The 26,995-nt window shown below is 72.7% G+C and carries 22 protein-coding genes and 1 tRNA gene; 20 read left to right on the top strand and 3 right to left on the bottom strand.

Features of this window, described 5'->3' with window-relative positions; all coding sequences use genetic code 11:
- The first annotated feature begins 24 nt into the window (after positions 1 to 24).
- The 17 genes from ACFPIJ_RS58565 (at position 25) to ACFPIJ_RS58485 (ending at position 22,514) form a co-directional block, all read left to right on the top strand.
- Positions 25 to 1,464: a pentapeptide repeat-containing protein gene (locus ACFPIJ_RS58565; RefSeq protein ID WP_380128237.1), complete on the top strand. Its 1,440-nt coding sequence runs from the start codon at positions 25 to 27 to the stop codon at positions 1,462 to 1,464.
- Positions 1,461 to 2,120: a PIG-L deacetylase family protein gene (locus ACFPIJ_RS58560; RefSeq protein WP_380128236.1), complete on the top strand. Its 660-nt coding sequence runs from the start codon at positions 1,461 to 1,463 to the stop codon at positions 2,118 to 2,120. Before ACFPIJ_RS58565 ends, ACFPIJ_RS58560 begins: the two co-directional genes overlap by 4 nt.
- Positions 2,121 to 2,163: 43 nt before the next feature.
- Positions 2,164 to 3,504, top strand: a complete 1,341-nt coding sequence (locus tag ACFPIJ_RS58555) for a UDP binding domain-containing protein (RefSeq protein ID WP_380128235.1) — start codon at positions 2,164 to 2,166, stop codon at positions 3,502 to 3,504.
- A 4-nt stretch (positions 3,505 to 3,508) separates the two neighbouring features.
- Positions 3,509 to 5,002, top strand: coding sequence for an FAD-dependent oxidoreductase (locus tag ACFPIJ_RS58550; protein ID WP_380128234.1), 1,494 nt, complete (start codon positions 3,509 to 3,511; stop codon positions 5,000 to 5,002).
- Positions 4,999 to 5,832 carry a sugar phosphate isomerase/epimerase family protein gene (locus ACFPIJ_RS58545; protein ID WP_380128233.1) on the top strand — a complete coding sequence of 278 codons (834 nt, stop codon included), beginning with the start codon at positions 4,999 to 5,001 and terminating at the stop codon, positions 5,830 to 5,832. Before ACFPIJ_RS58550 ends, ACFPIJ_RS58545 begins: the two co-directional genes overlap by 4 nt.
- A 13-nt stretch (positions 5,833 to 5,845) precedes the next feature.
- On the top strand, positions 5,846 to 6,835 hold the full coding sequence (locus tag ACFPIJ_RS58540; protein WP_380128232.1) for an amino acid--tRNA ligase-related protein: 990 nt from the start codon (positions 5,846 to 5,848) through the stop codon (positions 6,833 to 6,835).
- The gene (locus ACFPIJ_RS58535; protein WP_380128231.1) at positions 6,832 to 8,109 is read left to right on the top strand and encodes an acyltransferase; all 1,278 of its coding nucleotides are present in this window, start codon (positions 6,832 to 6,834) and stop codon (positions 8,107 to 8,109) included. Before ACFPIJ_RS58540 ends, ACFPIJ_RS58535 begins: the two co-directional genes overlap by 4 nt.
- Positions 8,106 to 9,203 (top strand): hypothetical protein, encoded by a 1,098-nt coding sequence (locus tag ACFPIJ_RS58530; protein ID WP_380128230.1) that lies wholly within the window; start codon positions 8,106 to 8,108, stop codon positions 9,201 to 9,203. Before ACFPIJ_RS58535 ends, ACFPIJ_RS58530 begins: the two co-directional genes overlap by 4 nt.
- Positions 9,200 to 10,486: an ATP-grasp domain-containing protein gene (locus tag ACFPIJ_RS58525; protein WP_380128229.1), complete on the top strand. Its 1,287-nt coding sequence runs from the start codon at positions 9,200 to 9,202 to the stop codon at positions 10,484 to 10,486. The genes ACFPIJ_RS58530 and ACFPIJ_RS58525 overlap by 4 nt, the downstream gene beginning before the upstream one ends.
- A complete protein-coding gene (locus ACFPIJ_RS58520; protein ID WP_380128228.1) occupies positions 10,483 to 11,775 on the top strand; it encodes an MFS transporter in 1,293 nt (430 codons plus the stop codon). Before ACFPIJ_RS58525 ends, ACFPIJ_RS58520 begins: the two co-directional genes overlap by 4 nt.
- Positions 11,772 to 12,971, top strand: a complete 1,200-nt coding sequence (locus ACFPIJ_RS58515; protein ID WP_380128227.1) for an ATP-grasp domain-containing protein — start codon at positions 11,772 to 11,774, stop codon at positions 12,969 to 12,971. Before ACFPIJ_RS58520 ends, ACFPIJ_RS58515 begins: the two co-directional genes overlap by 4 nt.
- Complete coding sequence (locus ACFPIJ_RS58510) at positions 12,958 to 14,145, top strand: pyridoxal phosphate-dependent aminotransferase (RefSeq protein ID WP_380128226.1); 1,188 nt, start codon at positions 12,958 to 12,960, stop codon at positions 14,143 to 14,145. The genes ACFPIJ_RS58515 and ACFPIJ_RS58510 overlap by 14 nt, the downstream gene beginning before the upstream one ends.
- 34 nt (positions 14,146 to 14,179) lie before the next feature.
- Positions 14,180 to 15,889: a PHP domain-containing protein gene (locus ACFPIJ_RS58505; protein ID WP_380128225.1), complete on the top strand. Its 1,710-nt coding sequence runs from the start codon at positions 14,180 to 14,182 to the stop codon at positions 15,887 to 15,889.
- 33 nt (positions 15,890 to 15,922) lie between these two features.
- On the top strand, positions 15,923 to 17,809 hold the full coding sequence (aspS, locus tag ACFPIJ_RS58500) for an aspartate--tRNA ligase (RefSeq protein WP_380128224.1): 1,887 nt from the start codon (positions 15,923 to 15,925) through the stop codon (positions 17,807 to 17,809).
- A gap of 143 nt (positions 17,810 to 17,952) precedes the next feature.
- Positions 17,953 to 18,981: a glycosyltransferase family 2 protein gene (locus ACFPIJ_RS58495; RefSeq protein WP_380128223.1), complete on the top strand. Its 1,029-nt coding sequence runs from the start codon at positions 17,953 to 17,955 to the stop codon at positions 18,979 to 18,981.
- A 173-nt stretch (positions 18,982 to 19,154) separates the two neighbouring features.
- A complete protein-coding gene (locus tag ACFPIJ_RS58490) occupies positions 19,155 to 19,631 on the top strand; it encodes a hypothetical protein (RefSeq protein ID WP_380128222.1) in 477 nt (158 codons plus the stop codon).
- Between the two features lie 282 nt (positions 19,632 to 19,913).
- Positions 19,914 to 22,514: an ATP-binding protein gene (locus ACFPIJ_RS58485; protein ID WP_380128221.1), complete on the top strand. Its 2,601-nt coding sequence runs from the start codon at positions 19,914 to 19,916 to the stop codon at positions 22,512 to 22,514.
- A gap of 186 nt (positions 22,515 to 22,700) precedes the next feature.
- Here ACFPIJ_RS58485 and ACFPIJ_RS58480 read toward each other — a convergent pair.
- Positions 22,701 to 22,774: transfer RNA gene (locus ACFPIJ_RS58480), tRNA-Pro, on the bottom strand.
- 95 nt (positions 22,775 to 22,869) lie between these two features.
- On the opposite strand from ACFPIJ_RS58480, the gene ACFPIJ_RS58475 reads away from it, so the two are divergent.
- From ACFPIJ_RS58475 to ACFPIJ_RS58465, 3 genes are all read left to right on the top strand, one after another.
- A complete protein-coding gene (locus ACFPIJ_RS58475) occupies positions 22,870 to 23,271 on the top strand; it encodes a VOC family protein (RefSeq protein ID WP_380128220.1) in 402 nt (133 codons plus the stop codon).
- A gap of 260 nt (positions 23,272 to 23,531) precedes the next feature.
- Positions 23,532 to 23,831, top strand: a complete 300-nt coding sequence (locus tag ACFPIJ_RS58470) for a response regulator (protein WP_380128219.1) — start codon at positions 23,532 to 23,534, stop codon at positions 23,829 to 23,831.
- A 146-nt stretch (positions 23,832 to 23,977) separates the two neighbouring features.
- Entirely contained in the window at positions 23,978 to 24,709 is a 732-nt protein-coding gene (locus ACFPIJ_RS58465) for a hypothetical protein (RefSeq protein WP_380128218.1), read from the top strand.
- A gap of 188 nt (positions 24,710 to 24,897) precedes the next feature.
- Here the strand turns inward: ACFPIJ_RS58465 and der are convergent, their stop codons facing one another.
- Together der and cmk are read right to left on the bottom strand one after the other, a co-directional pair.
- Positions 24,898 to 26,283 (bottom strand): ribosome biogenesis GTPase Der, encoded by a 1,386-nt coding sequence (der, locus tag ACFPIJ_RS58460; protein ID WP_380128217.1) that lies wholly within the window; start codon positions 26,281 to 26,283, stop codon positions 24,898 to 24,900.
- 39 nt (positions 26,284 to 26,322) lie between these two features.
- Positions 26,323 to 26,994, bottom strand: coding sequence for a (d)CMP kinase (gene cmk, locus ACFPIJ_RS58455; RefSeq protein ID WP_380128216.1), 672 nt, complete (start codon positions 26,992 to 26,994; stop codon positions 26,323 to 26,325).
- Position 26,995 lies beyond the last annotated feature (1 nt).

The raw sequence follows: 26,995 nt of genomic DNA, 5'->3' as shown, positions 1-26,995 counted from the left end.
TACACGCCGTACACAGCAGTCGACATGGATGGGTGGTTCACAGTGGTACACCAGTCGCACGGATCGTTCCTTCGGGACGCGGTCGCCCTGCCGGAGCGGACCGAGACGGAGAAGACCGTCGCGGAGCTGACGCAGCGGCTGCTCGACACGACCGGCCGGGGCCTCGACCTGCGCGAGGCGGACCTGTCGGGGCTCGACCTGTCCGGACTCGACCTGCGCGGGGCGACGCTGAGCCGGGCGTTGCTGCACGGCACGCGGCTGGTCGGCGCCGACCTCACCTCGGTGACGATGGTCTGCCCGGGCATGGAACGCACCGACCTGTCCAGGGCGATCCTGCGGTCGGCGTACGTGCACGCACTGGCGTCCCAGACCTGCAACTTCGACGGCGCGGACATGACGGACCTCAAGGACGCCACCGGCACGCTGTTCCACGGCTGCTCCATGCGCGACGTGCGGCTCAGCGGCAGCCAACTCGCGGGTGCCGCGTTCTACCAGTGCGACCTGTCCGACAGCGACCTGAGCCGCGCGAACCTGCAGGGCGCCACGATCAACGAGTGCATGCTGGACGGCGCCCGGCTCGACGAGGCGCTGCTGGACCAGCTCACGATCACGAAGTCGAGCCTACGTGCCGCGTCGCTGGCGCGAAGCTCCGGCCGCGGTGTGCAGTTGCAGCGGCTCACCTGCGCCGACGAGCTCACGCTGTCCGGTGCGGGACTGCCGTTGCTGCGCCTGGAGGGCGTGAACGGCCGCGGGCTGCGCGCGGACGGCCTGAAGGCGCCCGACGCGGACCTGGTCGCCTGCTCGCTCACCGGCGCCGATTTCACCAACGCCGACCTCACCAACGCCCGCATGTTGCGGGTGACCGCTCCGGGTGTACTGATGCCCGGCGCGTCGCTCAGCGGCGCCTCCGTGCGGCGGTGCGACCTGCACGACGCCTCACTGGTATCGGCGAAGGGCGAGAATCTCTCCATTGTGGAGTCGGACCTGTCCGGCGCCGACCTGACCGCTTTCACGGGTCGCTGCATGACCGTGCGGGACAGCACCATGACGCGGGCGTGCCTGCGCGGCGCGAACCTCTACCGGGCGATGCTGACCGGCGACCCGCCCAAGGGCATGATTCTCGCCGAGGCCGACCTGCGGGGCGCGACCCTCGTCCAGGCGTACCTGGCGGCGGACCTGCGGCGGGCGGACCTGACCTCGGCGAACTGCGCGTACAGCAGGTTCAGCCAGTCGGACCTCAGCGGCGCGCGGCTGGACGGCTGCAACATGTACCAGTCGACCTGGGTGAAGGTCGTTCTCGTCGGCGCGAGCCTGGCCGGGGTCGCCGCGCCCGTCTTCGCCGACCGTTGCAAGGGGCTGCGGGAGTCCCTGGAGCAGGCGAACTGGCCGGGCGCCGCCGAGCTCGGCCAGTTCGTCGAACGCTTCGACGGGGTGCTGGCCAGCGCCGCGAAAGGCTCGACGTGACCGGCCTGCTGGTGATCGCGGCGCACCCGGACGACGCCGAGCTAGCGATGGGCGGCACGATCGCCCAGCTGCACGAGCGCGGCACCGACGTCGCCGTCTGCGTCGTCGCGGTCTCCGAATTCTCCGCCGCGGCCGCCGCGCAGCGGGTCGCGGCCGCCGAGTCCGCCGCCGCGGTGCTCGGGCACCGCCTGCACTGGCTGCCGGGCGACGCGCGTGAACAGGTCGAGCAGATCCCGGAGGCGCTGCTCGTCCGGCGGCTCGACGAGCTGGTCGACGCGGTCCGGCCGCGGGCGGTGGCGACGCACTGGGACGGCGACTCGCACGCCGACCACGCCCGCACCGCACGGGCGGCCATCGCCTCGTCCCGGCGGTGGGGCGACGTCACGCTGCTGCAGTTCGGACCGAACGAGACCAGGACCGTGCGGTACGCGGAGTTCGTCCCCAACGTCTACGTACCCCTGCCGCCGCCCGCCGTCGAGGCGAAACGGCGCTCCATCGAGTTCTACAACTACGCCGGGCAGGGGCACCGCAGGCTGGACAGCCAGCAGGCCGAGGCCCGCGACGCGGCCCGCGGGTTTGAGATCGGCGCCGCCGCAGCGGAAGCGTTCCGGCTCGTCAGGACCTGCGGCGGGCTGCCCTTCCTCACCGCCACCTGAACCAGCTTCCGCCGAAACAGGCCACACGCGTTGGAGGGACCCCATGAGTACACAGATTGAGGAGCAGCCCGAGGCCGACATGACCGGCATCGGGGCCACCTACCGCGAGGCGCTCATCTCGGGGCGGCACCGCGCGGCGGTGTGGGGCATCGGGTACATCGGCGCGTCGACCGTCCTGGCCCTCGCCGACAACCGGATCCGCACCTGCGGGTACGACACCGACCAGCTCCAGGTGACCCGGCTCGCGGCCGGGATCACCAGTGCCGCGGTCGAGCTGACCGATGACGTCACCGTGCCGCTCGGCGACGACGTGCTGGTGCACTTCGTCGCCGTGCCGACCGAGCGGCAGGCCGAGCCGTGGCTCGACGCGCTGGCCGACGTGATCGGGCGGCTCGCCCGGGCCACGAAACCGGGCCGGGACCAGCCGCCGCTGGTCATCATCGAGTCGACGCTCACCCCCGGCACCACGACCGACGTGCTGCTGCCGGTGATCGAAGCCGCCGGTCTCGTGCCGGACAAGGACCTCCTGCTCGCCCTCGCGCCGCGGCGGGACTGGCTGACCGAGAGCGACAAGAACCTGCGCGAGCTCGACCGGGTCTTCGGCGGCGTCGGACCCAACTCGGCCGAGGCCGCGCACGGGGTCCTGTCGATCCTGTGCCGACGGCTGCACCGCGCCAACAGCCACGTCGAGGGTGAGCTGGTCAAGTGCGTGGAGAACGCCTACCGGCACGTCATCATCACGATGGCCAACCAGCTGACCCTCGCCTACCCCCAGGTCGACCTGGCCGAGGTGCTGCGCCTGGCCGCGACGAAGTGGAACGTCCAGCTCATCCACCCCAGCTTCGGCACCGGCGGGTACTGCGTGCCGCTGTCCAGCCGGTACCTGTTGCAGGGCGCCCAGCACCACGCGGACAAGCTCTCGCTGCTGTCCGCCGCCGTGGACACGGACAACCGGATGCGCAGGATCGTCGCCAACGCCGTCGCCTGGCAGGGCCCGGTCGCCGTGTTCGGCCTCGCGTACAAGGGCGGGATCAAGGTGGCGACGCTGAGCCCCACCATCGAGATCGCGGCCCGGCTGCGCGAGCTCGGTGTGCCGCACTCGATCCACGACCCGCTGTACACGCCGGAGGAGATCGAGCGGATCACCGGCAGCCCCGCGATGCCCGACCCGGAGACGGCGCTGGCGACCGCCGGGACCGCGCTCGTCGTCACCGACCACGACGCGTTCCTCGACCCTCGGTTCGTCGGCCTGCTCACCGCCGCGCGGGATGCGCCGCTGTTCGTCCTGGACAACTACGGCCTGCTCGAGGACACCCAGTGGCCGGCGCACGTGCGCTACCGCCGGGCCGGCAACGCCGGCTGGCTCGCCGGCGCGCCGAGGTAACGCCGTGGCGGACATCGTCGTGGCCGGGTCCGGCGTCGCGGGGCAGGCCTCGGCCCTCTTCCTCGCCCGCGCCGGGCACCACGTGACGATCGTGGAGCCGGACCCGGCGCAGAGCATCGGACCCGGTGACGACACCGCGATGGACGGCGCCCGGCCCGGCCTGCCGCAGCGGGCGCAGGGGCACAGCTTCCACGGCCTCGCCCATCGCGTGCTGTCGCAGGTCGCGCCGGACGTGCTCACCGCGCTGCGGGCGGCGGGCGCGGAGGAGATCGACTTCTCCGCACGGCTGTCCGAGGAGGACCGGCGGCCGGACGACGCCGGCATGGTCAGCATCCAGATGCGCCGGCACGTCCTGGACCGGGCGCTCACGCGGGCGCTGACCGCCGAGCCGGGCGTCGTCCGCCGGTTCGGGCAGCGGGTCACCGGCCTCCTGCCACGGCGCTCGGCCGGCCACACCACCGCGTGCGCCGGTGTCCGCCTCGCGTCCGGCGAACGGGTCGAGGCGGACCTGGTCGTCGACGCCTCCGGCCGCATGTCCGACCTGCCGCGGTGGCTGACCGGGCTGGGCTTCCCCCGCCCGGCCGAGGTCACCCAGCCGTCCGGCACCCTGTACTACTGCCGGCACTTCCGGCATCGCGACGGCCGGCGGTGGGACCCGGCCGAGGGTTTCTTCGGCCCCACCGGCGACCTCGGCTACCTGCGGTTCTCGGTGCTGCCGGAGGACTCCGGCGGGTTCGTCGTCACGATGAACACCGCCGGCGGCAACCGGGCGCTGCGCGTCCTGCGAGACGCGTCGGCCTGGATGTTCGTCGCTGCCCGGATCCCGCGGCTGGCGGAGCTGGTCGCGGCCGACCGGGCGGAGCCGATCTCCGCCGTGCACGCGATGGGCGGGCTGCGCAACACGCTGCGCCGCTTCGGTGCCACCCCCGACACCCACCCGGCCGGCGTCGTGCCGATCGGCGACGCGCTGTGCCACACCAACCCGACGCAGGGCTGGGGCGCCTCGCTGGCACTGTGGCAGGCGTACCGCCTCGCCGAACTGCTGGCCGGCGCGCCGGGCCGGGCCGGGCATGCCGGGCTGCGGGCGCACCCCGCGATCCGGGAGTTCACCGCGCGCGTCGAACCGCATTACGCGGCCGCCTCGGGCGAGGACGCGGAGCGCGCCCGGCTGGCCGCCGACCCGGGACGCGACGTGACCGACCCCGGCAACCCGCTGTTCCTGCGCAAGGTCTGCTACCCGATGGCGTTGCACGATCCGGGTCTGCTGCGGCCGGTGCTGCGCCGCATCCACCTGTTCGACCGGCCGGACGCGCTGCCGCGTGATCGGGCGCTGCTGCACCGGGCCCGGGCCCGGTTCGCCGAGCAGCTCCGCCCCGCCGCCGCCGAACCGCCGTCACTGGACGAGCTCCTGGCGGCGCTGGCGCGGCGACCGGCGGCGGAACGGTCGGAGCGGTCGGAGCCGTCGGAGCCGTCGGAGCGATCAGGGGCACGGCGGTGACCGGGGTGGCGGTGTCGACCGGGTCGCTCTACGACCTTGACGTGCCGACCGAGGACGCGGTCGACCGGCTGGCCGAGATGGGCGTGCGCGCGGTCGAGGTGTTCCTGCAGTGCGACCCGGAGCTCGACGAGCGGTTCCTCGCTGAGCTCCGGGCCCGGTGCGACGCCCGCGGTGTTCGCGTCGTCTCGGTCCACCCGTACGGCTTCGGCTACGAGAACCTGCTGTACAGCCCGTACCGGCGGCAGCGGCGGTGGGCGTTCGCCCGCTACGAGCGCTACCTGGAGGCCTGCGGCACCCTCGGCGCCACCCACTACGTGGCACACGGCCCGCCCCGGCACCTGGCGCACGACGGCGCGGCGCTGCGCCGCGGCTACATCGAGGGGACCGCCCTGCTGGCCGAGCTCGCCGGCCGGCACGGCGTGCGGTACTGCCTGGAGAACGTCAGCTACGGGCTGCTGCGCACCCCGGACGAGGCCGTCGCGCACCTGGCGCAACTCGGCCCGGCCGTGCCGTTCGTCCTGGACTTCAAGAGCGCCTGGAAGTGCGGCGTGGCACCGCAGGCGTTCGCCGCGGCGGTCGGCCGGCACATCGCGTACACGCACGTGAGCTACCGCGGCTCGGCCACCGGCCCGTTCGGCCTGACGTCGGTGGCGGGCCGGCCGGAGCCCGACATCACCGAGACGATGCGCCGGCTCGCCGAGGCGGGCGGGATGACCGGCCCGCACGTCGTCGAGGTGTTCGGGCCGGCCTCCCTCGATGACGTCGCCGCGACCTTCCACGACGTCACCCGCCATCTGTCGGCGTCGCTTCAGCCGCCGTACGAGCCATGAGAAGGGAATTCGCATGACGACGTCCGTCCCTGCCCAGGCCGTGCCGCCGGGCACCGGCGAAGACCGGTACCGCATCCCGCCGATGATGCGGCACCTGCGGGCGCCGCACATCCAGGACAACCTGCGCACCCGCGACTCGATCCGCCAATCGCTGCGGCGCGGCCTGCTCGCCGACGGGTTCCTCGAGGTGGACACGCCGGTCGCCGGGCCGCGCCTGGACGAGTACCGCTCCGGGCACATCCACACCTGGGACGCCTTCGGTCAGAAGCTCTGGCTGGCGCAGTCCCCGCAGCTGTACAAGCAGATGCTCATCGCTGCGGGGTACCGCCGGTACTTCCAGTTCGCGCACTGCTTCCGCGACGAGCCGTTGGACCAGCAGCGCCCGGACCACCTGCGGGAGTTCGTGCAGGCCGACATCGAGCTGGAGGCGACCGACGCGGCGCAGGTGCGGCGGCTCGTCGAGCGGCTCGTCGCCGCGCTGTGCGCCGACCTCGGCCTGCCGTGCGTGACGCCGTTCCCCCAGCTCGACGCCGTCGAATGCGTCGCGCGGTACGGCACCGACCGGCCGGACCTGCGGACGCACCCGGACGAGCTGGCGTTCGTCTGGGTCAACGACTTCCCGCTCGCGGAGGCCGACCACGACGGCGGACCGCGGTTCGTCCGGCACCCGATGGCGCTGCCGCATCACCTGCCGGCGAGCCCCGCCGACGCCCTCGGCGTCCGGACCCACTCCTACGACCTGGTGCTCAACGGTTACGAGATCGCCAGCGGCGACCTGCGCATCGCCGACGCGGACCTGCAGTGCGCCGTGCTGGACCTGGTCGGGGTCGACACGCGGGCGCTGCGGCCGCTGCTGGCGGTGCTGCGGTCCGGTTGCCCGCCGCACGGCGGCCTGGGCATGGGCCTGGACCGGCTCGCGATGCAGTTCACCCGCAGCGCGTCCGTCGCCGAGGTCACCGCGTTCCCGGCGTGGTCGGGCTACTGGGACGGGGGCGCGCGGTGACCGCACCGCTGACGATCACCGACGCCGACCATCCGCGCCGGCCCTTGCCGGCCGCGGCCGGCGCCGGACCCGACGTGGTCATCAGGGCCGGCCGGCTGGAGATCGGCCCGGGCTGCACGATCGGCCCGGGGACCGTCCTCGCCGGTGACACCGTCACCCTGGGCGCCGGCGTCACGATCGGGCGGGGCTGCGACCTGCGCGCCGGCCGGCTGTCGATCGGCCCCCGCAGCGAGATCGGCGCCGGTGTCACGGTCCTCGCCGCTGAGGCGTTCGAGGTCGGCCGGGCCGCCCGGATCAGCGACCAGGTCCGGGTCGTCTGCCGCAGCCTGGTCGCCGGCACCCTGCTGTACCTCGGCCACGAGGCCACCGTCGGCTACGGCGGCACCACCGAGTCGACCGCGACGCTGCGGCTCGGCGACCGGGTCGCGCTCGGCCCTCGTACCATCGTCAACGCCAACCATCCCGTGGACCTCGGCGACGACGTCGGCACCGGCAGCGACGTGACGTTCTGGACGCACGGCTACCACTTCGGTCACCGCCTGCTGGACGGCTACCGGGCGACGTTCGCCCCCATCGTCCTGGAGCCGGGGGTCTGGCTCGGCTACCACTGCTCGGTCATGCCGGGCGTGCGGGTCGGCGCCGGCACGATCGTCGCCGCCGGCGCCGTCGTCGCCGCGGACCTGCCGGCCGGGTGCCTCGCCGCCGGCGTCCCGGCGAAGGTGAAATCGCCGCTGCGCCCGGTCCCGCCCGAGGGCGCGGCCGCTCTCGACGCGGTCCGGGACGTCCTGGCCGGGTGGGCTGGCGAGCTCGCCTGGAAACAGGTCCCCGTCGTCGCCGACCCCGGCGGGTCGGCCTGGACGGTGGACCCAGGCGCGACGCTCGGCCCAGCGCACCGAGTCCGGCTGGTCCTGGCCGCCGCCGGGCCCGTGACCGGCCGCGCCGACCTCGTCGAGGTCGTCGTCGCCCTCGGCTACGAGGCGGCGCATACCGGGCCGGAGGCGGCACATACCGGGCCGGAGGCGGCATATGCCGGGCCGCACGCCGCGCTGTTCCTGCCCCGCACCGGGCGGCTGCACGGCGCCACCTCGGCGGTCATCGAGGACCTCCGCGACCACCTGCGCCGGCACGCGTTGCCGTGCGGCGACGAACGGTGCTTCACCAGCATCACGCCCGAGGCGTTCACCCGCCTGCGGCGCATGACGGCGGCCGGCCCGCCAGCCCTGCAACCGGCGGCCGGCCGGCCGACCCCGCAACCGATGGAGCGACACCCGTGATCCCGCGCATCTCCACTGTCGTGATGACCCACCCGGACCGGATCGAGTCGGCCCAGCGGCTCGTCGACGCCCACCCGGACATGTCGATCCGGATCGTGCTCGACCCGCGGCCGGACGGCCCCCCGGCGGCGGTGCGGACGGCCCGGCGCGCCTGGTCGGCGATGCCCGGCGACGCGTCCCACCACCTGGTCCTGCAGGACGACGTGCGGGGCACCGCGCACCTCGGCCAGCACGTCACCGGTGCCGTCGCGGCGATGCCGGACTCGCCGCTCTGCTTCTTCACCGAGTGGGGGTCCAAGACGGCACAGGCGGTTCGGATGGCCGCGCTGTGCGGCAATGCCTGGGCCGAGATCGTCGACCACCTGCACACCAGCCAGGCGGTGCTGCTGCCCGCGGCGCTGGTCCGGCAGCTGCAGGCGCACATGGCGACCCCGGGTGTCGCGGACGACGACGCCGTCGCCGACGCCGACCTGCTGTTCGGCTTCCTGCGCGAGCGTGGCACCACACCGCTCGTCTCAGTGCCGAACCTGGTCGAGCACATCGAGCTGCCGAGCCTGCTCGGCAACGACATCCTCCGCGGCCCGCGGCACTCGCCGTGCTTCGATCCGAGCCTGCCGACGCATGACTGGGACAGCGGTGTGTGGCGGCCCGCGGCGGTGCTGCCACAGTTCTCCACCCGCGACGCACGCTCGTACTGCCACCTGCGGGAGACCGGCGGCGGGTGGACGTCCCCGCAGACCGTCGACTGGCTCCGCGAGCGCGGCCTCGCCCTCCCGGAGCTCGTCGAGCGGTTCCGCTCCCGTCTCGGCGCACTGCCGGCCGCGGCACGGATCCGCGCCGTCATCGCCGAGACGATGCTGTTCGAACTGTGGGTGACCGCCTACGCCGCCGGTGTCGTGCTGCGGGAGCACCACGGGCTGGATCCGGACACCGCCGGCGGGCGGCTGCGCGCCCCGGTCGCCGACCGGGCCTGGGCAAGCCTGGTGCCCGGCGCGCTGCGCAAGATCCTGCCGCTGCCGGTCAGCCACTGGCTCGCCGAGGAGCTGCGGGCGCTGGTCCGCGACGCCGTCAGCGCGGGCGGGTCGACGCGATGAGCGCGAACCTCGATTCGCGGCCGGTGCCGCCACCGCTGCTCGTCGTCTACGCCCCGGGCAGCCCAACCCCGGCCACGCTGATCCGCAGCCTGTCCGGGGTCGCGGACGCCTGCTTCGTCATACTCGCCGAGCACGCGCCGGCCACGCTGGACGCGTTCCCCCCGGCCGCCACGATCGTCGTGGGGGCCGGCGAGCCTGAACGGGCGGCGGCGTGGGCCGCCGGGCGCGGGGTGCGTGGCGTCGTGACCTACAGCGAGCTCGCCCTGCGGTTCACCGCCCAGGTGGCCCGGACGCTGGGCCTGCCGCACCACGACGTGCGGGCGGCCGAGACCATGACCGACAAGCTCGCGCAACGCCGGGCGCTGGCCGCCGCCGGGGTGCCGGTGCCGGCCTTCGCGGAGATCAGGGGGCCCGGCGACGTCGACGGCGCCGCCGCCGCGGTCGGCTTCCCGGCCGTGCTCAAGCCCCGGCGCGGGATGGGCAGCGCGCTGGTGGAGCGGGTCACCGGCCTTGAGCGGCTGCGGGCGGTGGTCGCCGCGTCGTGGGCCGGGTTCGACGCCGACGAGCGGCTGCGCGGCACCGACCCGGCCTTCGTCCTGGAGCAGCAACTGCGGGGGGTGCGCTGGCATGAGGACCCGCGCTTCGGCGACTACGTGTCGGTCGAGTCGCTGCTCGACCGGGGACGGATCGTCCACCTCGCGATCACCGACAAGACGCCCCTGGCCGAGCCGTTCCGGGAGGTCGGGCACCTGATGCCGAGCAGCCTCCCGGACGGGCGGCTGGCGCAGATCCACGAGGCCGCGACCGCCGCGCTGCGGGCCGTCGGCGCGTACCACGGCGCCACCCACACCGAGATCAAGCTGACCGCCGACGGGCCGCGGGTCATCGAGGTGAACGGCCGTCTCGGTGGCGCGATGGCCCGGCTCATGCGCAACGCCGCCGGCTTCGACGTCATCGCGGTGATCGCGGCGAACGCGCTCGGCCGTGACGACGCCGGGCCGCCCCGGTTCACCCGGTATGCGCTGACCTACTGGCCGCCGCCACCGGCCGGGATCGTCGACGTCACTGCGGTCGGCGGTCTGGACGACATCGTCGCGCTGCCCGGTGTGGAGCATCTCGCGCTGATGAACCCGGCCGGCAGCACGATCGACAGCCGCGGCGGCACGAGCACCGTCGCGATCGTGCGGGCCGTCGGCGAGTCGCCCGCGGACCTGCTCGACCTGCGCGACCAGATCGACGCGCTGCTGCGGGTCGAATACCGGTACCGGCAGGAGCCGGCGTGACCGGTCCGGAAGACATCGCGGGAGCCGGCCCGACCGGGAGTCCGCTACGTGAGGCGCGGTTCCGGCGGTTGTGGTTGGCGCGCGGCGTCACCTCGGTCGGCGGGGCGATGGCCCCGATCGCGCTGACATTCGGTGTGCTGAGCGTCGGCACCATCGGCGACCTCGGTGTCGTCCTGGCCGCGCAGACCGCCGCCAACGCCGGATGCAGCCTGCTCGGCGGCGCGCTCGCCGACCACCTGTCCCGGGCCCTGCTGATGGTCGCCTCGGATCTGCTGCGCTGCGTCACGCAGGCGCTGCTCGGGATCCTGTTCATCGTGGACCGCCCGGCGGTGTGGGTGGTCGCGCTGCTCGCCGCCGCGCACGGGGCCGGCAGCGCGTTGAACGGCCCGGCCCGCACCGGGCTCGTCAAGCAGCTCGTCGACCCGGACCGGCTGCAACGGGCCAACTCGACGCTGACCGCCTCGGAAAGCGTCGTGTCGGTCGTCGCGCTCGCCGCCGCGGGGGTCCTCGTGGCGGCGGTCGGACCCGGGCCCGCGCTCGTCATCGACGCCGCCACGTTCCTGGCCAGCGCCGCGCTGCTCGCCCCGCTCGCCCGCGGGCTCGGCACCGCCGGAAGCCGCCCGCGCGTGCTGCGCGACCTGCGGGCCGGGCTGCGGTACGTGCGCGGCACACCGTGGCTGCCGCCGTCGCTGGCGCTGCTCGGGGTGTTCCAGTTCCTCTTCCTCGGCTCGGTCCTGGTGCTCGGCCCGGTGGTGATCGAGCAGCGCGGCGAGCCGGCGTCGTCGTGGGCCACGGTCATGGTCTGCTTCACCGTCGGCGCCCTGGCCGGCAGCCTGCTGGCCGGCCGGCTGCGCCCTTCCCGCCCGCTGCTGGTGAGCTTCCACGCGATCCTGCTGGCACTGCCGGTGCTGGTCCTGCTCGCGGTGTCCGCACCCACCTGGAGCATCGCAGTGGCCCACGGGGTGTCCGGGCTCGTCATGGGCTTCGGCGGCGTCGTCTGGTCGACCGTGCTGCAGCGCTCGGTCGACGACGCCCTGCTCGGCCGGGTCTACGCCCTGGACTGGCTGGCGTCGGCGGCGCTGCGCCCGGCCGGCCTGATGCTCGCCGGCGCGGCCGCCGCCGTCCTCGGGCCGGCCGCCGTCCTGCTCGGCGCCGCCGCACTGCTGGCCGCCGTCGTGCTGCTGACCGCGAACCTGCCCAGCGTCCGGTCGCAGCGGTTCCAGCCGCCAGGCCCGCGGGCCGTGCCCGAGCCCGTGCCCGCGCGGGCCACGACGAAGGAGTCCACATGACCGTGATCGTCGTTGCGGCGAACCCGCCCGTGCTGGAACAGGCGGTCCTCGACAGCGGGGTGCAGGACGTCGTCTCCGTGGTGCCGCAGCGGATCGCCGACACCCGCGCCGCAGAAACCTACCCGGTGCATGTCGTGCCCAGCCTGTCGGACCTGCCCGCCCTGGCCGTGGTCGCCGCCGCCCACCCGGGCGCGACCGCGGTCCTGGCGCTGCAGGAGGAGGCGATGGTGGCCGCCGGGTTCCTGCGGGACCTGCTCGACGTGCCCGGTCCGCGGCTCGGCGAAGCAGTCCGCTTCACCGACAAGGCCGTGATGAAACGCCGGCTCGATCGCGCCGGTCTCCCCGTCGCCCGGCACATCCGGGTGCGCACCCTCGACGAGGTCGCCGCGGCCGCCGACCAGCTCGGATGGCCCGTCGTCAGCAAGCCGGTCACCGGCGGCGCCACCCAGCACGTGTGGCGCCTCACCGACCGGGCCGAGCTCGACCGGCTCCGCGGCGGCGGGCACCTCACCGGCGAAGGTCCGTTCCTGGTCGAGGAGTACGTCGACGTCGTTCAGGAATACCACTGCGAGGCCCTGTTCGCCCGCGGCGCCGAGGTGTACGCGCACGTCGGCCGCTACCCGCAGCCGCTGCTGCACGGCCTCGGCGACACCAACGGCACCACGTTCCTGCCGGACGACTCGCACGAGGCGCGGACGGTCGCCGAGCTGCACCGGTCGGCGGCACGCACGCTCGGCCTGACGGACGGGTTCACCCACGGCGAGTTCTTCGGCACCCGGCAGGGGCTCCTCGTCGGCGAGGTGGCGGCCCGGCCCGGCGGCGCCGGCATCCCCCGGGCGCTGCAGCTGCAGTACGGCATCGACGTGCGCGGGTGGGCGATCGACCTGGCGCTGGACCGGCCGCTCCGACCGGCCGGACCGCCCAGCGACGGCGTGGTGACCTGGCTGGCGCTGGCCGCGCGCCCCGGCCGCATCGCCCGGATCAGCTCCGCCGAGGAACTGCTGGCCCACGACGGCGTGATCGAGGCCGTCCTGCGCTACCAGCCCGGCGACATGTTCGACCGCCCGCGCGCCGCCACGGCCTACGCCGGCCACGTCTATCTCGCGTCGCGCCGGATCGCCGACGCCGCCGCTGACATCGCCGGGCTGCTGGCCCGGTACCGGTTCGAGATCGAGGTGGACGATGCGACCCACTGACCCGCCGCTGCCACGCGTCGCGCTCACCCCCCGCCTGCGCGGGTTCGGCACCACCGTCTTCGCCGAGATGTCGGCGCTGGCCGCCGAGCACGGGGCGATCAACCTCGGGCAGGGGTTCCCGGACAGCGACGGCCCGACGGTCGTCAAGGAGGCCGCCGTCGCCGCGATCCGGGCAGGACACAACCAGTACCCGCCCGGCCCCGGCATCCCCGAGCTGCGGGCGGCGATCGCGGAGCACCAGCGCCGCTTCTACGGCATCGAGCTGGACCCCGGCAGCGAGGTCCTGGTCACCACCGGCGCCACAGAGGCCGTCGCGGCCGGCATCCTCGCCTTCACCGGCCCCGGCGACGAGGTCATCGCCCTGGAGCCGTTCTACGACTCCTATGCCGCCTGCGTCGCGATGTCCGGCGCGACGCTGGTCCCGCTGACCCTGCGCCCGCCGCACTTCACGGCCGACGAAGCCACGCTGCGGGCCTGCGTGACCCCCCGGACCCGGCTGATCCTGCTGAACTCGCCGCACAACCCGACCGGTGTCGTGCTCAGCCCGGCGGAGCTGCGCGGCATCGCCGAGGTCGCGGTCGAGCACGACCTGATCGTGCTGGCCGACGAGGTCTACGAACACCTCGTGTACGACGGCACCCACATCCCCATCAGCACCCTGCCCGGCATGCGGGACCGGACCGTGACCGTCTCCTCGGCGGCCAAGACGTTCGCCCTCACCGGCTGGAAGATCGGCTGGGCGACCGGACCGGCGGACCTCGTCGGCGCGGTCCGCACCGCGAAGCAGTACCTGACCTTCGTCAGCGGCGCCCCCTTCCAGCCCGCGATCGCGGCCGCGCTGCGCCTTGAGGACGGCTACTACACCGGCCTCCGGCAGGACCTGCGTCGCAGACGCGACATCCTCGCCGACGGTCTCACGTCGGTCGGGTTCGAGGTGTACCGCCCGGCCGGCACCTACTTCGTCACCGCCGACGTCCGCCCGCTCGGGTTCGAGGACGGGTACGCCTTCTGCCGGCGGCTCCCCGAGTGGTGCGGGGTGGCGGCCGTGCCCAACGCCGTGTTCTACGCCGATCCGCGGGAGGGTCGCGCGTTGGTGCGGTTCGCGTTCTGCAAGCGGCCGGACGTGCTGCGCGAGGCGGTCCGACGGCTGGCCTCGATGTCCCGTCCCTCCTGACACCCCTACCCCCGACCAGAAACGGAGTCTTCCCATGGGCCACGGCCACCCCCACCATCACCACCACGACGCGCCACTCGGCGGCGGCGACGGCGCCCTGCCGGCCGCGCTCGACGGCGCCGTGCCGGACAGTGAACTGTCCCCGGCCGACCTGTCCAGGCGCGGGTTCCTGCGCGGCGCCGGCCTGCTCGGCGCCGGCGCGGCGGCCGGGGCGAGCCTGCTGCCGGGAGCCGCGCACGCGCACACCGCCGAGGACGTGGACCGGCACGGCAACACCCGGCGGCACGGCTCCGGGTACACCTGGCTGGCCGGCGACCACCACATCCACACGCAGTTCAGCGGCGACGGGATGTACCGGGTGAGCGACCACGTCCGGCACGCCTCCGCGTACGGGCTGGACTGGATGGTCATCACCGACCACGGTGGCCCCCAGCACGCGAAGATCGGCGTGGACAAGGTGAACCCGCAGATCCGGGCGGCCCGCGACGCGTACCGCGACATGCTGGTCTTCCAGGGCCTGGAGTGGAACATCCCGATGGCCGAGCACGGCACCGTCTTCGTGCTGCCGGGCGCCAACGAGGTCCCGGTGCTGAAGGAGTTCGAGAACAGCTTCGACGGCACGGCGGTCGGCGCGGTCGACCCGTCGCTGGTCACCGAGGCCCTCGCCATCGCCGGCGTGCGGTTCCTGGCCCGGGCCGTGGACCAGCGGCTCATCGGCGACGCGCTGTTCGTCGCCAACCACCCGGCCCGCCGGGGCCTCGACTCGCCGCACGAGTTGCGGGACTGGCGTGACGCCGCGCCACGGATCGCCGTCGGCTTCGAGGCCGCGCCGGGGCACCAGGCGGCTGGCATCCCGAAGCCCAGCGGCTTGGGCGGCTCGCGCGGCGGCTACGACAAGGTGCCCAGCTCCGCGTCGTTCCCCGGGTACCCGCTGGACAGCTACCGCACCTACGGCGGCTTCGACTGGATGACCAGCACCGTCGGCGGGATGTGGGACAGCCTGCTGTCGGAGGGCAGGCCGTGGTGGATCACGGCGAACTCCGACTCGCACGTCGTGTACGGCGAGACGGCGACCCGCCCCGCTACCAGCGACTTCGGCAACAACGGTCACCACGACGACCCGGTGTACGGCCAGCCGACCCTGCTCACCGCCGACGACTTCTGGCCCGGGTACTACACCCGCACCCACGTCGGCGCGCGCGGCTTCGGCTACGCCGCGGTGATGGAGGGCATCCGGGCCGGCCGGGTCTGGGTCGACCACGGCGGGTTGATCAGCGACCTCGACGTGCAGCTGCGGCAGCACGGCACCCGGGGCGGCGTCACGCTCGGCGACACCCTCGTGGTGCACCGCGGCGCCCGGGTGGAGCTGGTCATCCGCATCGAGCTGGCCAACACGCCGAACTGGGCCAACTTCGTGCCGGCACTGGCCCGCGTCGACGTCATCCGCGGCGAGGTGACCGGGCCGGTGGCGGACCGCGACACGTTCCTCGCGCCGAAGACGAAGGTGGTCACGTCGTTCGCGGTCGGCCGGTCGACCGGCAGCGTCACGCTCACCTACGACCTCGGCCCGATCGAGACCGCCGGGTACGTGCGGCTGCGCGGTACCGACGGCAGGCGCTCCGCGCCCGGCCTGCTCGGCGCGGCGGTCGATCCGGCCGGCCCCGCTCCGGACGTGGCGGGCGACGCCGACCCGTGGCAGGACCTGTGGTTCTACGCCAACCCCATCTGGGTCGCACCCCGGTGACCCGATACCTGCCGCCCGGTCCGGGCAGAATCAATGGAAACCCTTCATGACCGGCCCATGTACGATATTCCGGGCCATGTCGCGAAGGATGAATGGCATCCTCACATGAAGATGAGTTGGATGGCGATGCATCGTTATCGGTCACACACCTGCGGTCAGCTCCGAAAGGCGGACGCGGGACTGGACGCCCGGGTTTCCGGATGGCTACACAATCGGCGCAATCTCGGCGGTGTTCTCTTCGTCGATCTGCGCGACCATTACGGCATCGTGCAGCTGGTGGCGCACCCCGGCAGCGACGCGTTTGAATCGCTCAGCAATATTCGGAAGGAAACGGTCGTCTGCGTTTCCGGTGCGGTGCTGGCGCGCAGCTCGGAGAACGTCAACCCCAACCAGCCGACGGGTGAGATCGAGATCCTCGCAGACACCGTCGAGGTCCTCGGGCCGGCCGACCCGCTGCCGTTCAGCGTCTTCCCCGAGGACCCGGTGTCCGAGGAGAAGCGGCTGACGCACCGGTTCCTGGACCTGCGCCGCGGCCAGATGCACCGCAACATCATGCTGCGGTCCGCGGTCATCCGCAGCCTGCGGACGCGGATGCTCGACCTGGGCTTCACCGAGTTCCAGACGCCGATCCTGTCGGCGACCAGCCCGGAGGGCGCCCGCGACTACCTGGTGCCGTCCCGGGTCTATCCGGGCCGGTTCTATGCACTGCCGCAGGCGCCGCAGCAGTTCAAGCAGCTCATGATGGTGGCCGGATTCGACCGGTACTTCCAGATCGCGCCCTGCTTCCGCGACGAGGACAGCCGGGCCGACCGGTCGCCGGGCGAGTTCTACCAGCTCGACATCGAGATGAGCTTCGTCGAGCAGAGCGACGTCTTCGAGGCCGTGGAGTCGGTCATCACCGACGTGTTCCGCGAGTTCGCCCCGCACCGGGAGACCACGTCGCCGTATCCGCACATCACCTACCGCGACGCACTGCTGCGGTACGGCACCGACAAGCCGGACCTGCGGGCGCACCTCGAGCTCGTCGACGTCTCCGACGTGTTCGCCACCAGCGAGTTCCGGGCGTTCGCCGGCCGGCACGTGCGTGCCCTGGCCGTGCCGGACACCGCCGGGCAGCCGCGGTCGTTCTTCGACCAGATGGAGGCCCTCGCCGTCGCGCGGGGGGCCAAGGGACTGGCCTGGGTCCGGTTCGACGACGACGGCAAGGTCACCGGGCCGATCGCCAAGTTCCTCGCCGACGACGAGGTCCAGGCGCTCGGCGGCGCGGTCAAGGCAACCGGGGGAACGGCGGTGTTCCTCAACGCCGGCGACCCCGCCGAGGTCTCCAAGATCATGTCCGAGGTACGGGTCCAGGCGTCCAAGCGCACCGGCCGGTTCGACGAGGACGCCTTCCGCTTCTGCTGGATCGTCGACTTCCCCATGTACGAGATGGACGACGACGGCCGCATCGAGTTCAGCCACAACCCGTTCTCGATGCCGCAGGGTGGCCTCGAGGCACTGCGGACCAAGGACCCGCTGGACATCCTCGCCTGGCAGTACGACATCGTCTGCAACGGCATCGAGCTGTCCTCCGGCGCGATCCGCAACCACAGCCCCGAGGTCATGTTCAAGGCGTTCGAGATCGCCGGCTACCCGGCCGAGCGCGTCGAGCAGGAGTTCGGCGGGATGCTGCGGGCGTTCCAACTCGGCGCGCCGCCACACGGCGGGATCGCGCCCGGTGTGGACCGCATCGTCATGCTCCTCGCCGACGAGCCCAACATCCGCGAGGTCATCGCGTTCCCCCTCAACCAGAACGCCCAGGACCTCCTCATGGGCGCGCCCACGGAGATCTCCGCCGAGCGCCTGGCCGAGCTGCACCTGAAGATCGACCGGAAGCCGCCACGGCCGGCCGGGACACCGGGCGCCACCACCCCCGCGTAACCGGCGCCACCATCCGACGACCGGCGGCTCAGCCCGTATTACGAGCCGCCGGTCGTGCTTCCGGCCGTTTCTGACGGCGTTGCTGCGGACGCAGTTCCTGCACAATTTCCTGCCGTTTCCGCATTCACCTCAGGGACTATCTTTTGTCTTCGATCTCCGTCGTCATGCCCACCTGCGGGAAGCCCGGATATCTCGCCTACACGCTCGCATCCCTGAGCGTGCAGACCGATCGGAATTTCCAGCTGATCGTCGTCGACGACGACGACGGGACCAGCCGGGCGACCGTCCAGCAGTACCGCGCCGATGTGCACCTGGTCTATCTGTCGCAGAAGAATGCCGGCCGTTCGGCGGCCCGGAACACCGGGATCGGCGCCGCCGACGGCGACCACGTACTGTTCCTGGACGACGACCGGATCGCCGCCCCCGACCTCGTCGCCCATCACCACTCCGCACAGCGGCACTCCAGCGGCGTGGTGATCGGCTGGAAATCGCGCTGCCTCACCAGCTGGCGCCGCGACGCCCTGCCCATGCAGGAGTCGGACTTCCTGCAGCTCGCCACCCGGCATCCGGCGATCGCGGCCCGCATGGCGGTCGAGGACTTCGACCTCATCGCGCCCGCCGACATCCACACCGACCACGCGGCGGCGCTCGACATCGCGGGGCTCGGCGACGACGGCGACAACTACCCGCAGATCGTGCGCCGGTACGGCGCCGGGTTGACCGGCTTCCGGCTGCCGTGGGTCCTCGGCACCACAGCCAACCTGTCCGTCCCCCGCGCCCTGCTGGAGGACGTCGGGGGCTTCGACGAGCAGTACCACGGCTGGGGCATGGAAGACACCGATCTCAGCTACCGCCTGCACCGCGCCGGCGCCCCCTTCCGGGTGGAGCCGTCCGCGGTGAACTGGCACCAGATCCACCCGCTCGGCCCCGGCCCGCTCCGCCGCGACCTCCGCCGGCGCGAGACCGACCTGACCCGCAACCTGGCCCGCTTCTGCGACCGGCACCGCACGGTCGAGACCTATCTCTACTGGCGCAAGTGGAAGTCGAAGCTCAGCCTCGAGGCCGCCAGCGACCTCCTCGACGTCCTGGACCGCGCCGGCAGCGACACCTGGCGGGCCGAACTGCTGGACACGTACGCGACCCTCGTCGCCACCGACCTCGCCGCGCCCTGACAGCCAGCACCAACGGATGCAAGCGTGTCACCGTTCGCCAGCGGGTTCGCGGGCTCCTGCACCTGCCGACAAATACGTCCGTGCTGGTCAACTGGTGTTTCCGGCACACAAATACGATCTTGTTTCGTCGGTCACCGCGAGCCCCTTGCCCTCGCCGGCGGTGATTCTGACCCATGCCGCTGCGACTGGCGTACCTGGGTATCACGAACGCGTTCGCATTGCTGCGGCTGCTGCCGGGCAGTGCCCGGGATAAGGATGCGGAGATCCTCGCCCTGCGGCACCAGCTCGCGGTGCTACACCGCCAGCTCGGCGGGCAGCGGGTCCGGTTCGAGCCGGCCGATCGGGCGCTGCTGGCGGCGCTGCTGCACCAGCTGCCCCGACCGAACCTGCACCGTCTGCGGCTGTTGGTGCGGCCCGACACGGCGCTTCGCTGGCACCGCGACCTGCATGCCCGCCGCAACACGGCCGTGTCGCGGCCCCGACGGCGGGGACGGCCACGCACCGTGCGCTCGATCCGCGGGCTCGTGACGCGCTGCGCGAGTACGAGGTCTTCTACAACGAACACCGACCGCATCAGGGCATCGCCAACGCCCGACCACTCGCACCGCTACCCGGACCGATCACCGACCCGCACCGGCTCGCACACCTGAGCATCCATCGACGTGACCGCCTCGGCGGCATCCTCCACGAGTACGAACATGCCGCCTGACCTGCCAGGATGACATTTTCGGCAGGTACAGATGGGCCACCCCCGTTTGCCGGCCCATCACCCTGGCGCGCGTCTTCCTTGGCGAAGTGCCGATACCTGGTATCGGCACTTCGCCGACGTCCCTTACGATCGCCGGACGCGGTGGTAACCGCCAGGTCAATGGGCGGCAGTTGACCGGCAACTTCGCCCGTTGGCATCATGGGCACGGCATCGGTCAGGGCCGATGCACCGGTCCTCACCCAGCGGGTGCTGGGGCTTCTACGGAAAGGATCGGATGTTCAGCGCGCAGGTACGGGCCCACCGCCGGCGGCTAGGTATGACGCAGGAAGACCTGGCAGCCAAAACGGGCGTGAGCGTGCGCACCATCCGTAACCTCGAAGCCGGCCAGACCGCCCGCGCCCGGCCTGGAACGGTACGACTGCTGGCCGACGCGTTCGTGCTTGCCGGCGCCGAACGGGACCGGTTCTGCCGGTCCGCGCTCGACGGCACCGACCAGCAGCCCGCAGACAAGGCCCCGACGAGCGCCGCCGGCACTCCCCCGGCGCACGGACGACCCGTTCCGGCGCAGCTGCCCGCAGACGTGGCCGGATTCGTCGGCCGTGCCGACCAGCTGCGACAGCTCACCAAGCTGCTCGACGACCATGACCGGCCGGCCGCGGTGGTGATCTCCGCGATCGCCGGCACGGCCGGCGTGGGCAAGACCGCCCTCGCGGTGCACTGGGCACACCAGACCCTCGACCGGTTCCCCGACGGGCAGCTGTACGTCAACCTGCGCGGCTATGACCCCGACCAGCCCGCCACCCCCGCCGAGGTGCTGGCCCGGTTCCTCACCGCCCTCGGGGTGCCCGGCACCGACATCCCCGCCGACCTCGACGAACGCGCCGCCCGCTACCGCACCGAGCTCACCGGCCGACGCCTGCTCATCGCGCTCGACAACGCCGCCACCGTCGACCAGGTCCGTCCCCTGCTACCCGGAACCGGTTCCTGCCTGGTCCTGGTGACCAGCCGCGACAGCCTCGCCGGACTGGTCGCCGTCAACGGCGCCCACCGCCTCGACCTCGACCTACTCCCCCCAGCCGACGCGATCACGTTGCTGCGCCGGCTCATCGGCCACCGCGTCGACGCCGACCCCGACGCCGCGGCCACCCTCGCCACCCAATGCGCCCATCTACCTTTGGCGCTGCGGGTCGCCGCCGAACTCGCCGTCGCCCGCCCCACCACCCCACTGGCCGAACTGGTCATCGAACTGGCCGACCAACAGCACCGCCTGGACCTGCTCGACGCCGACGGCGACCCCCGCGCCGCCGTCACGGCGGTGTTCTCCTGGTCGATGCGCCACCTACCGGTCGACGCCGCCCGCACCTTCCGGCTGCTGGGCCTGCACCCCGGCCCCGACATCGACGCCTACGCCACCGCTGCGCTCACCGACACCAGCCTGTCGCAGGCTCGCCTCGCCCTCGACCGGCTCGCCCGGGCCCACCTCGTGCATCCCACCGGCCCGGCCAGGTACGGCATGCACGACCTGCTACGCGCCTACGCCACCACCCTCACCACCGCGCACGACTCCGACGCCGACCGCCGGGCGGCGTCGACCCGACTGTTCGACTACTACCTGGTCACTGCCGCGGCCGCCACGCAACAGCTGCGCCTCGTCGATGCCCACGGCCGGCCCGGCACCGCTGCGCCGGCCACCACCCCAACCCCGGAACTGGCCGGCCCCGGCACCGCCCTGCGGTGGCTGGACACCGAACGGCCCTGCCTGGTAGCCGCTGCCGCGCACACTGCCACCCATGGCTGGCCCGCCCACGCCGTGCGGCTGTCGATGACCCTGTACCGCTATCTCGAGGGCGGCCACTACATCGACGCGCTCACCATCCACGCACACGCCCGCGACGCCGCCCGGCAAGCTGGTGATCCGGCCGGGCAGGCCCACGCGCAGCTCGGCCTCGGCACCATTAACGTTCGCCTCGGCCGGCTGGAGTTGGCCACGGAGCATCTCGTCCAGGCGTCGGTGCTGTTCCGGCAAGCCGGCGACCTGATCGGCCAAGCCCGCGTGCTGACGAACCTCGGCGTCGTCGAGGACCACCGAGGCCACTACCAGGCCGCCGCCGACCGCCTCGAGCAGGCGCTGGCCCTGTACCAGCAGACCTGCCACACAATCGGCGAAGCCATGGCTCTGCACAACCTCGGTGTCGCAGAGGACCACCTGGGCCGCCATCAGGCCGCCGCCGACCGCCTCGAGCAGGCGCTGGTCCGGTACCGACGGCTCGGCTACCCCCGCGAAGAAGCCATGACGCTGCACAACCTCGGCCTCGCTGCGATGGGGCTGGGCCGCTACCAGGAAGCCGCCGACCGCCAGGAGCAGGCGCTGGCCCTGATCCGACAGCTCGGCTACCCGCGCGGGGAAGCCTGGGCGCTGTACGGCCTCGGCAGCGTCCAGACCCGCCTCGGCCGGCCTGACCAGGCCATCGCGCTCCACACGCAGGCCCTCACCCTCTTCCGGGAGTCAGGTGAGCGCGGCGGCGAAATCCGAGCGCTCAACGGCCTGGGCGAAGCCACCCTCGCCGCCGGTCGCCCTGCCGACGCGCTGACCCACCACACCGCCGCCCTGAGCACCAGCGTTATCCCCGATCAGCAGGCCCGCGCCCACACCGGCGCCGGCCGCGCCCACCACATTCTCGGCGACCTCGTCCGCGCCCGGCACCACTATGAACACGCCCTGGCTCTGCACACCCGCCTCGGATCCCCGGATGCCCACGACGTAGGGGCCTGTCTCATCGCCCTCGACGCGTCACCTGACACCGGCCACGACCAACACGATTGACGGACGGGCCGAAGATTCAAACACGATCCGCCGTGCTCTGAAACCGAGGAAGCCGAGCTGGTCAAGGAATCGCTCTGATTCCTTGACCACCGGTCAAGGTGCGCTACGCGAGCAGCACTTGACCGATCTGGTCCCCAGAACGCCAAAATGGGCCGACCCGAAAGTGGATCAGCCCTCTGACCTGCGTCGGGACGGCGGGATTCGAACCCACGACCCCTTGACCCCCAGTCAAGTGCGCTACCAAGCTGCGCTACGTCCCGTGCATCCGGACGCCGTCCGGAGCAGCCGCTACAGACTAGCGCATCCCCTCACCGCATCGCGCGGGAGTATCCCCCGTCGCGGCTAAGGTGCGGGGATGCGACTTGATCTCGTGACGATCGTGGTGGAGGAGTACGACCCGGCGATCGCCTTCTTCACCGACGTGCTGGGGTTCGACCTCGTCGAGGACGAGCCGTCGACCACCACCGACGGGCAGCCGAAGCGGTGGGTCGTGGTGCGGCCGCCCGGCGGGGGCACCGGGCTGCTCATCGCGCGGGCCGACGGTGAGCACCAGCGTGAAGCGATCGGCGAGCAGGTCAAGGGCCGGGTCGGCTTCTTCCTGCAGGTCGACGACTTCACCGCCACCTACACGCGGATGACCGCGGCCGGTGTCGAGTTCGTGCGGCCGCCGCGCTCCGAGGTGTACGGGCAGGTCGCCGTCTTCAAGGACATCGCCGGGAACCGGTGGGACCTGCTGGGACCCGCAAGCGGGGTGTGACCCGGGGCACACAACCAGCCGGCAACCGCGTGGCCGCTGGAGGGCAGCCGGGGAGGGTGAATCTGGGAGACCTCAACACACAGGAGGCGTCCCAATGAGCATCGCCGTTGCCGGAAGTATCGCGGCAGAAGGGCAGACCGCGCGGATTCTCGTCGTCGACGACGACCCGGATCTGCGGGGGATGGTGGCGTACAAGCTGGTGAAGGCCGGCTTCGAGGTGATCGAGACGGACAACGGGCTGGCCGCGGTCGACGCGGCCGGTGGCGTGCCTGCCCAATCTGGTGATCCTCGACATCATGATGCCGGGGCAGGACGGGCTGAGCGCGTGCGAGCAGCTGCAGCACGATCCCGAGACCGCGCAGATCCCGGTGATGCTGCTGTCAGCGTTGTCGCAGCCGGACGTCGTGCGCAGCGGGGTGATGGCGGGGGCCGTGCACCACATGGTGAAGCCGTTCAGCCCGGACGCGTTGCTGCGCAGCGTGCAGTCGCTGCTGCGGGTGCACCCGACGCCCGTCGACCCGAACACCGGGCACGACCTGGGCCGCAGCTACCAGTGGTGAGCACCACATGAGGTCGTGACCAACGGTGTCCATTCAGGACGGTCCGGGGCGGGGGCGGGTGCCACGCTGCCGGACGTGATGGACACCGCAGCGGCCCGGGGCGGGCTCGAGATCGGTGTGGCGGTCCTGCGACCCGGCGGTGCCGGATGCACGCAGCGGTCGACGACGACTGGGACGCGGCGCTCCGGGCGGCCTTCGAGCTGCTGCTCGGCCGCTCCATCGGCGACGGTGAGCCGGCCGAGATCTACTGCGGCGACGTCCTCGACGAGTTCCTGCTGCCGGCGCGGTGGCTGACCCCGCAGGCACTGGCCGGCGGCGCCCCGGTGGCGGTGCCGGAGGTCGACGCGACCTGGGCCGATGCGGACCACGCGGCGCTCACCTGGCGGTATGACCTGGGCGGTTCGCGGTTCGCGTTCGACGAGGAACTGCGTGACCAGCTGCCTGCCGCGTGTTTCGCAGCGGGTGGGGTGCGCGGAGCGGACCTGGCCGCCTTTCGGCATCGACCTGGCGGGGCGGGGCGCGAAACGGTGCACGGTGGCTGCGTCGCTGCGCATCGCCACGGACGGGACGCTGTTCGACGCGATGCGGCAGGCGACATTCACCGCGCACGGACCCAGGCAGCTCATCGCGAACACCAGGAAGGCCGCCGCGCGGTGGGAGCCGGTCCTCGACGGTGTCGCGGACCCGCGGCTGCGCGCGACCACCTGCGCCTGCACGCCCTGGATGAGGACGACGCGCGCAGCGACGGCGCCGGTTACATCGCGGCCGGGTGGTGGCCGCCGGGCTCGTCCGCCCTGGAGGGCGCCTACGACTTGATCGCCGGCTGGGAGTTCGGCGAGTCCCAGGGCGGCGTCTCGATCGTCGGTCCCCGCCCCTAGCACTGACCGGCCCCGGGGCCGGCCGGGCGGAAGCGGGCCAGCAGCAGCCCAGGTGCGGCGCCGGTGCGGGCCTCAGCTCCGGCACGCACCGGTCGAACTCGCGGGCATGGGACTCACAGTGTTCGCCGTGCTCGTCGTCGCGGCCGTCGCCACGGAAGCGTTGCTGCCCCGCAGGTCGGCCGCGGCGGTTACTTCTTCCCGCGAGGGCTGTTCTTCTTGCGGGGCTTCACGGTGATGTGGATCGGGGTGCCGAGGAAGTCGAACTCCTCGCGGAGCTTGCGCTCGACGAACCGGACGTAGCCGGGGTCGAGCACGCCCGTGGTGAAGAGCACGAACTTCGGCGGCGACACCCCGGCCTGGGTGGCGAACAGGACGCGGGGGGCGCGCCCGCCGCGGACCGGGTGCGGGGTCTGCTGCACGAGCGCGGTGAGCCACTGGTTGAGCTGGCCCGTCGGCACGCGACGCTCCCAGTTCTCCAGTGCCGTGTTCAGCGCGGGGGCGAGCTTGTCGACCGCCCGGCCGGTGAGCGCGGACACGTTGACCCTGATGGCCCAGGGGACGCGGCGCAGCTCGCGTTCGATCTCCTTGCCGAGCTGGTGGCGGCGGTCCTCGTCGACGAGGTCCCACTTGTTGAACGCGATGACCAGGGCGCGGCCGGACTCGATGACCATGGTGATGATCCGCTGGTCCTGCTCGGAGATCACCTCGCTCGCGTCGAGGAGCACGATCGCCACCTCGGCCGCCTCGATCGCCGCGTTGGTGCGCAGGGAGGCGTAGTACTCGGTGCCGCTGGCGTGGGAGACGCGCTTGCGCAGGCCCGCGGTGTCGACGAGGTGCCAGGTCTCGCCGCCGAAGTCGACGAGGCTGTCGACGGGGTCGACGGTGGTGCCGGCGACGGAGTCGACGACCGCCCGCTCCTCCTTGGCCAGCTTGTTGAGCAGGCTGGACTTGCCGACGTTGGGCCGGCCGACGAGCGCGATGCGGCGCGGCCCGGCCTCGCGCGGGACGGCCGGCTTGGCGAGCGGCAGCGCCTCGAGGATCTTGTCGAGCAGGTCGCCGGCGCCGCGGCCGTGCAGGGCCGAGATCGGGAACGGCTCGCCGAGGCCGAGGCCCCAGAGGCTGGAGATCTCGCCCTCGATGCGGGCGTTGTCGACCTTGTTGGCGACCAGGATCACCGGGCGGCCGCTGCGGCGCAGCATCTTGACGGCGGCCTCGTCGTCGGCGGTCGGCGGGATCGTGGCGTCGACCACGAACAGCACCACGTCGGCGGTCTGGGTGGCGATCTCGGCCTGGGTGGCGATGGCCTTGGCCCGTTCCTTGGCGTCGGGCAGCCAGCCGCCGGTGTCCACGACGGTGAAGTGCCGCCCGGTCCATTCGGCGTCGTAGGCGACGCGGTCCCGGGTCACGCCGGCGACGTCCTCGACGACCGCCTGACGGCGGCCCAGGATGCGGTTGACGAGGGTCGACTTGCCGACGTTGGGTCGGCCGACGACGGCGACGATCGGCACACTCAGCTCGACGTCATCGACAACGTCGACGTCGACCTCGGCACCTGTGGATGCCTCAGCGCTCACGGGGGTCCTTTGTTCACGGCCGGGGGGCCGGCGCTCGCCTTATGCGGTGACCTTGTCCAGCATCCGCTGGAGGCGCTCGACCACCTCGTCGATACCGATCGCCGTGGTGTCGAGCACAACGGCGTCGTCGGCTTGGCGAAGTGGATCCGCGGCGCGCGTCGAGTCAAGTCTGTCACGCCGGGCCAGGTCGGCTGCGGTCGCGGCCTGGCTGGCGGCATTCTCGGTGCTCCGGCGCCGGGCCCGCTCGTCCGCGGAGGCGGTGAGATACACCTTCAGGTCGGCGTCGGGAGCGACGACGGTGCCGATGTCGCGGCCCTCGACCACGATCCGCGCCGCCTCGGTGATGATCTCGCGCTGGAGGGCGACGAGCCGCGCCCGCACCCCCGGGACGGCCGACACGGCGGACACGGCCTGGGTGACCTCGGCGCCGCGGATCTCCCGGTCGACGCCGACGCCGTCGACGCTGATGTGCGGCGCGGCCGGGTCGGTCCCGATGGTGAGGGTCACGTTCGCCGCGACGGCGTGGATCTTCTCGGCGTCGGTGAGGTCGACGTTGTCGCGCAGCACGGCCCAGGTCACCGCCCGGTACATGGCGCCGGTGTCCAGGTAGCGGGCATCGACGGCCTGCGCCACCCGGCGGGAGATCGTGGACTTGCCGGAGCCGGAGGGCCCGTCGACGGCAACCACCAGCTGGCCGTTGGTCCCTGACACG

Source organism: Dactylosporangium cerinum (genome assembly GCF_042653625.1).
GTDB classification, from domain to species: domain Bacteria; phylum Actinomycetota; class Actinomycetes; order Mycobacteriales; family Micromonosporaceae; genus Dactylosporangium; species Dactylosporangium cerinum.
The sequence above is the reverse complement of the archived record's forward strand: the minus strand, read 5'-3'. Positions and strand labels throughout refer to the sequence as shown.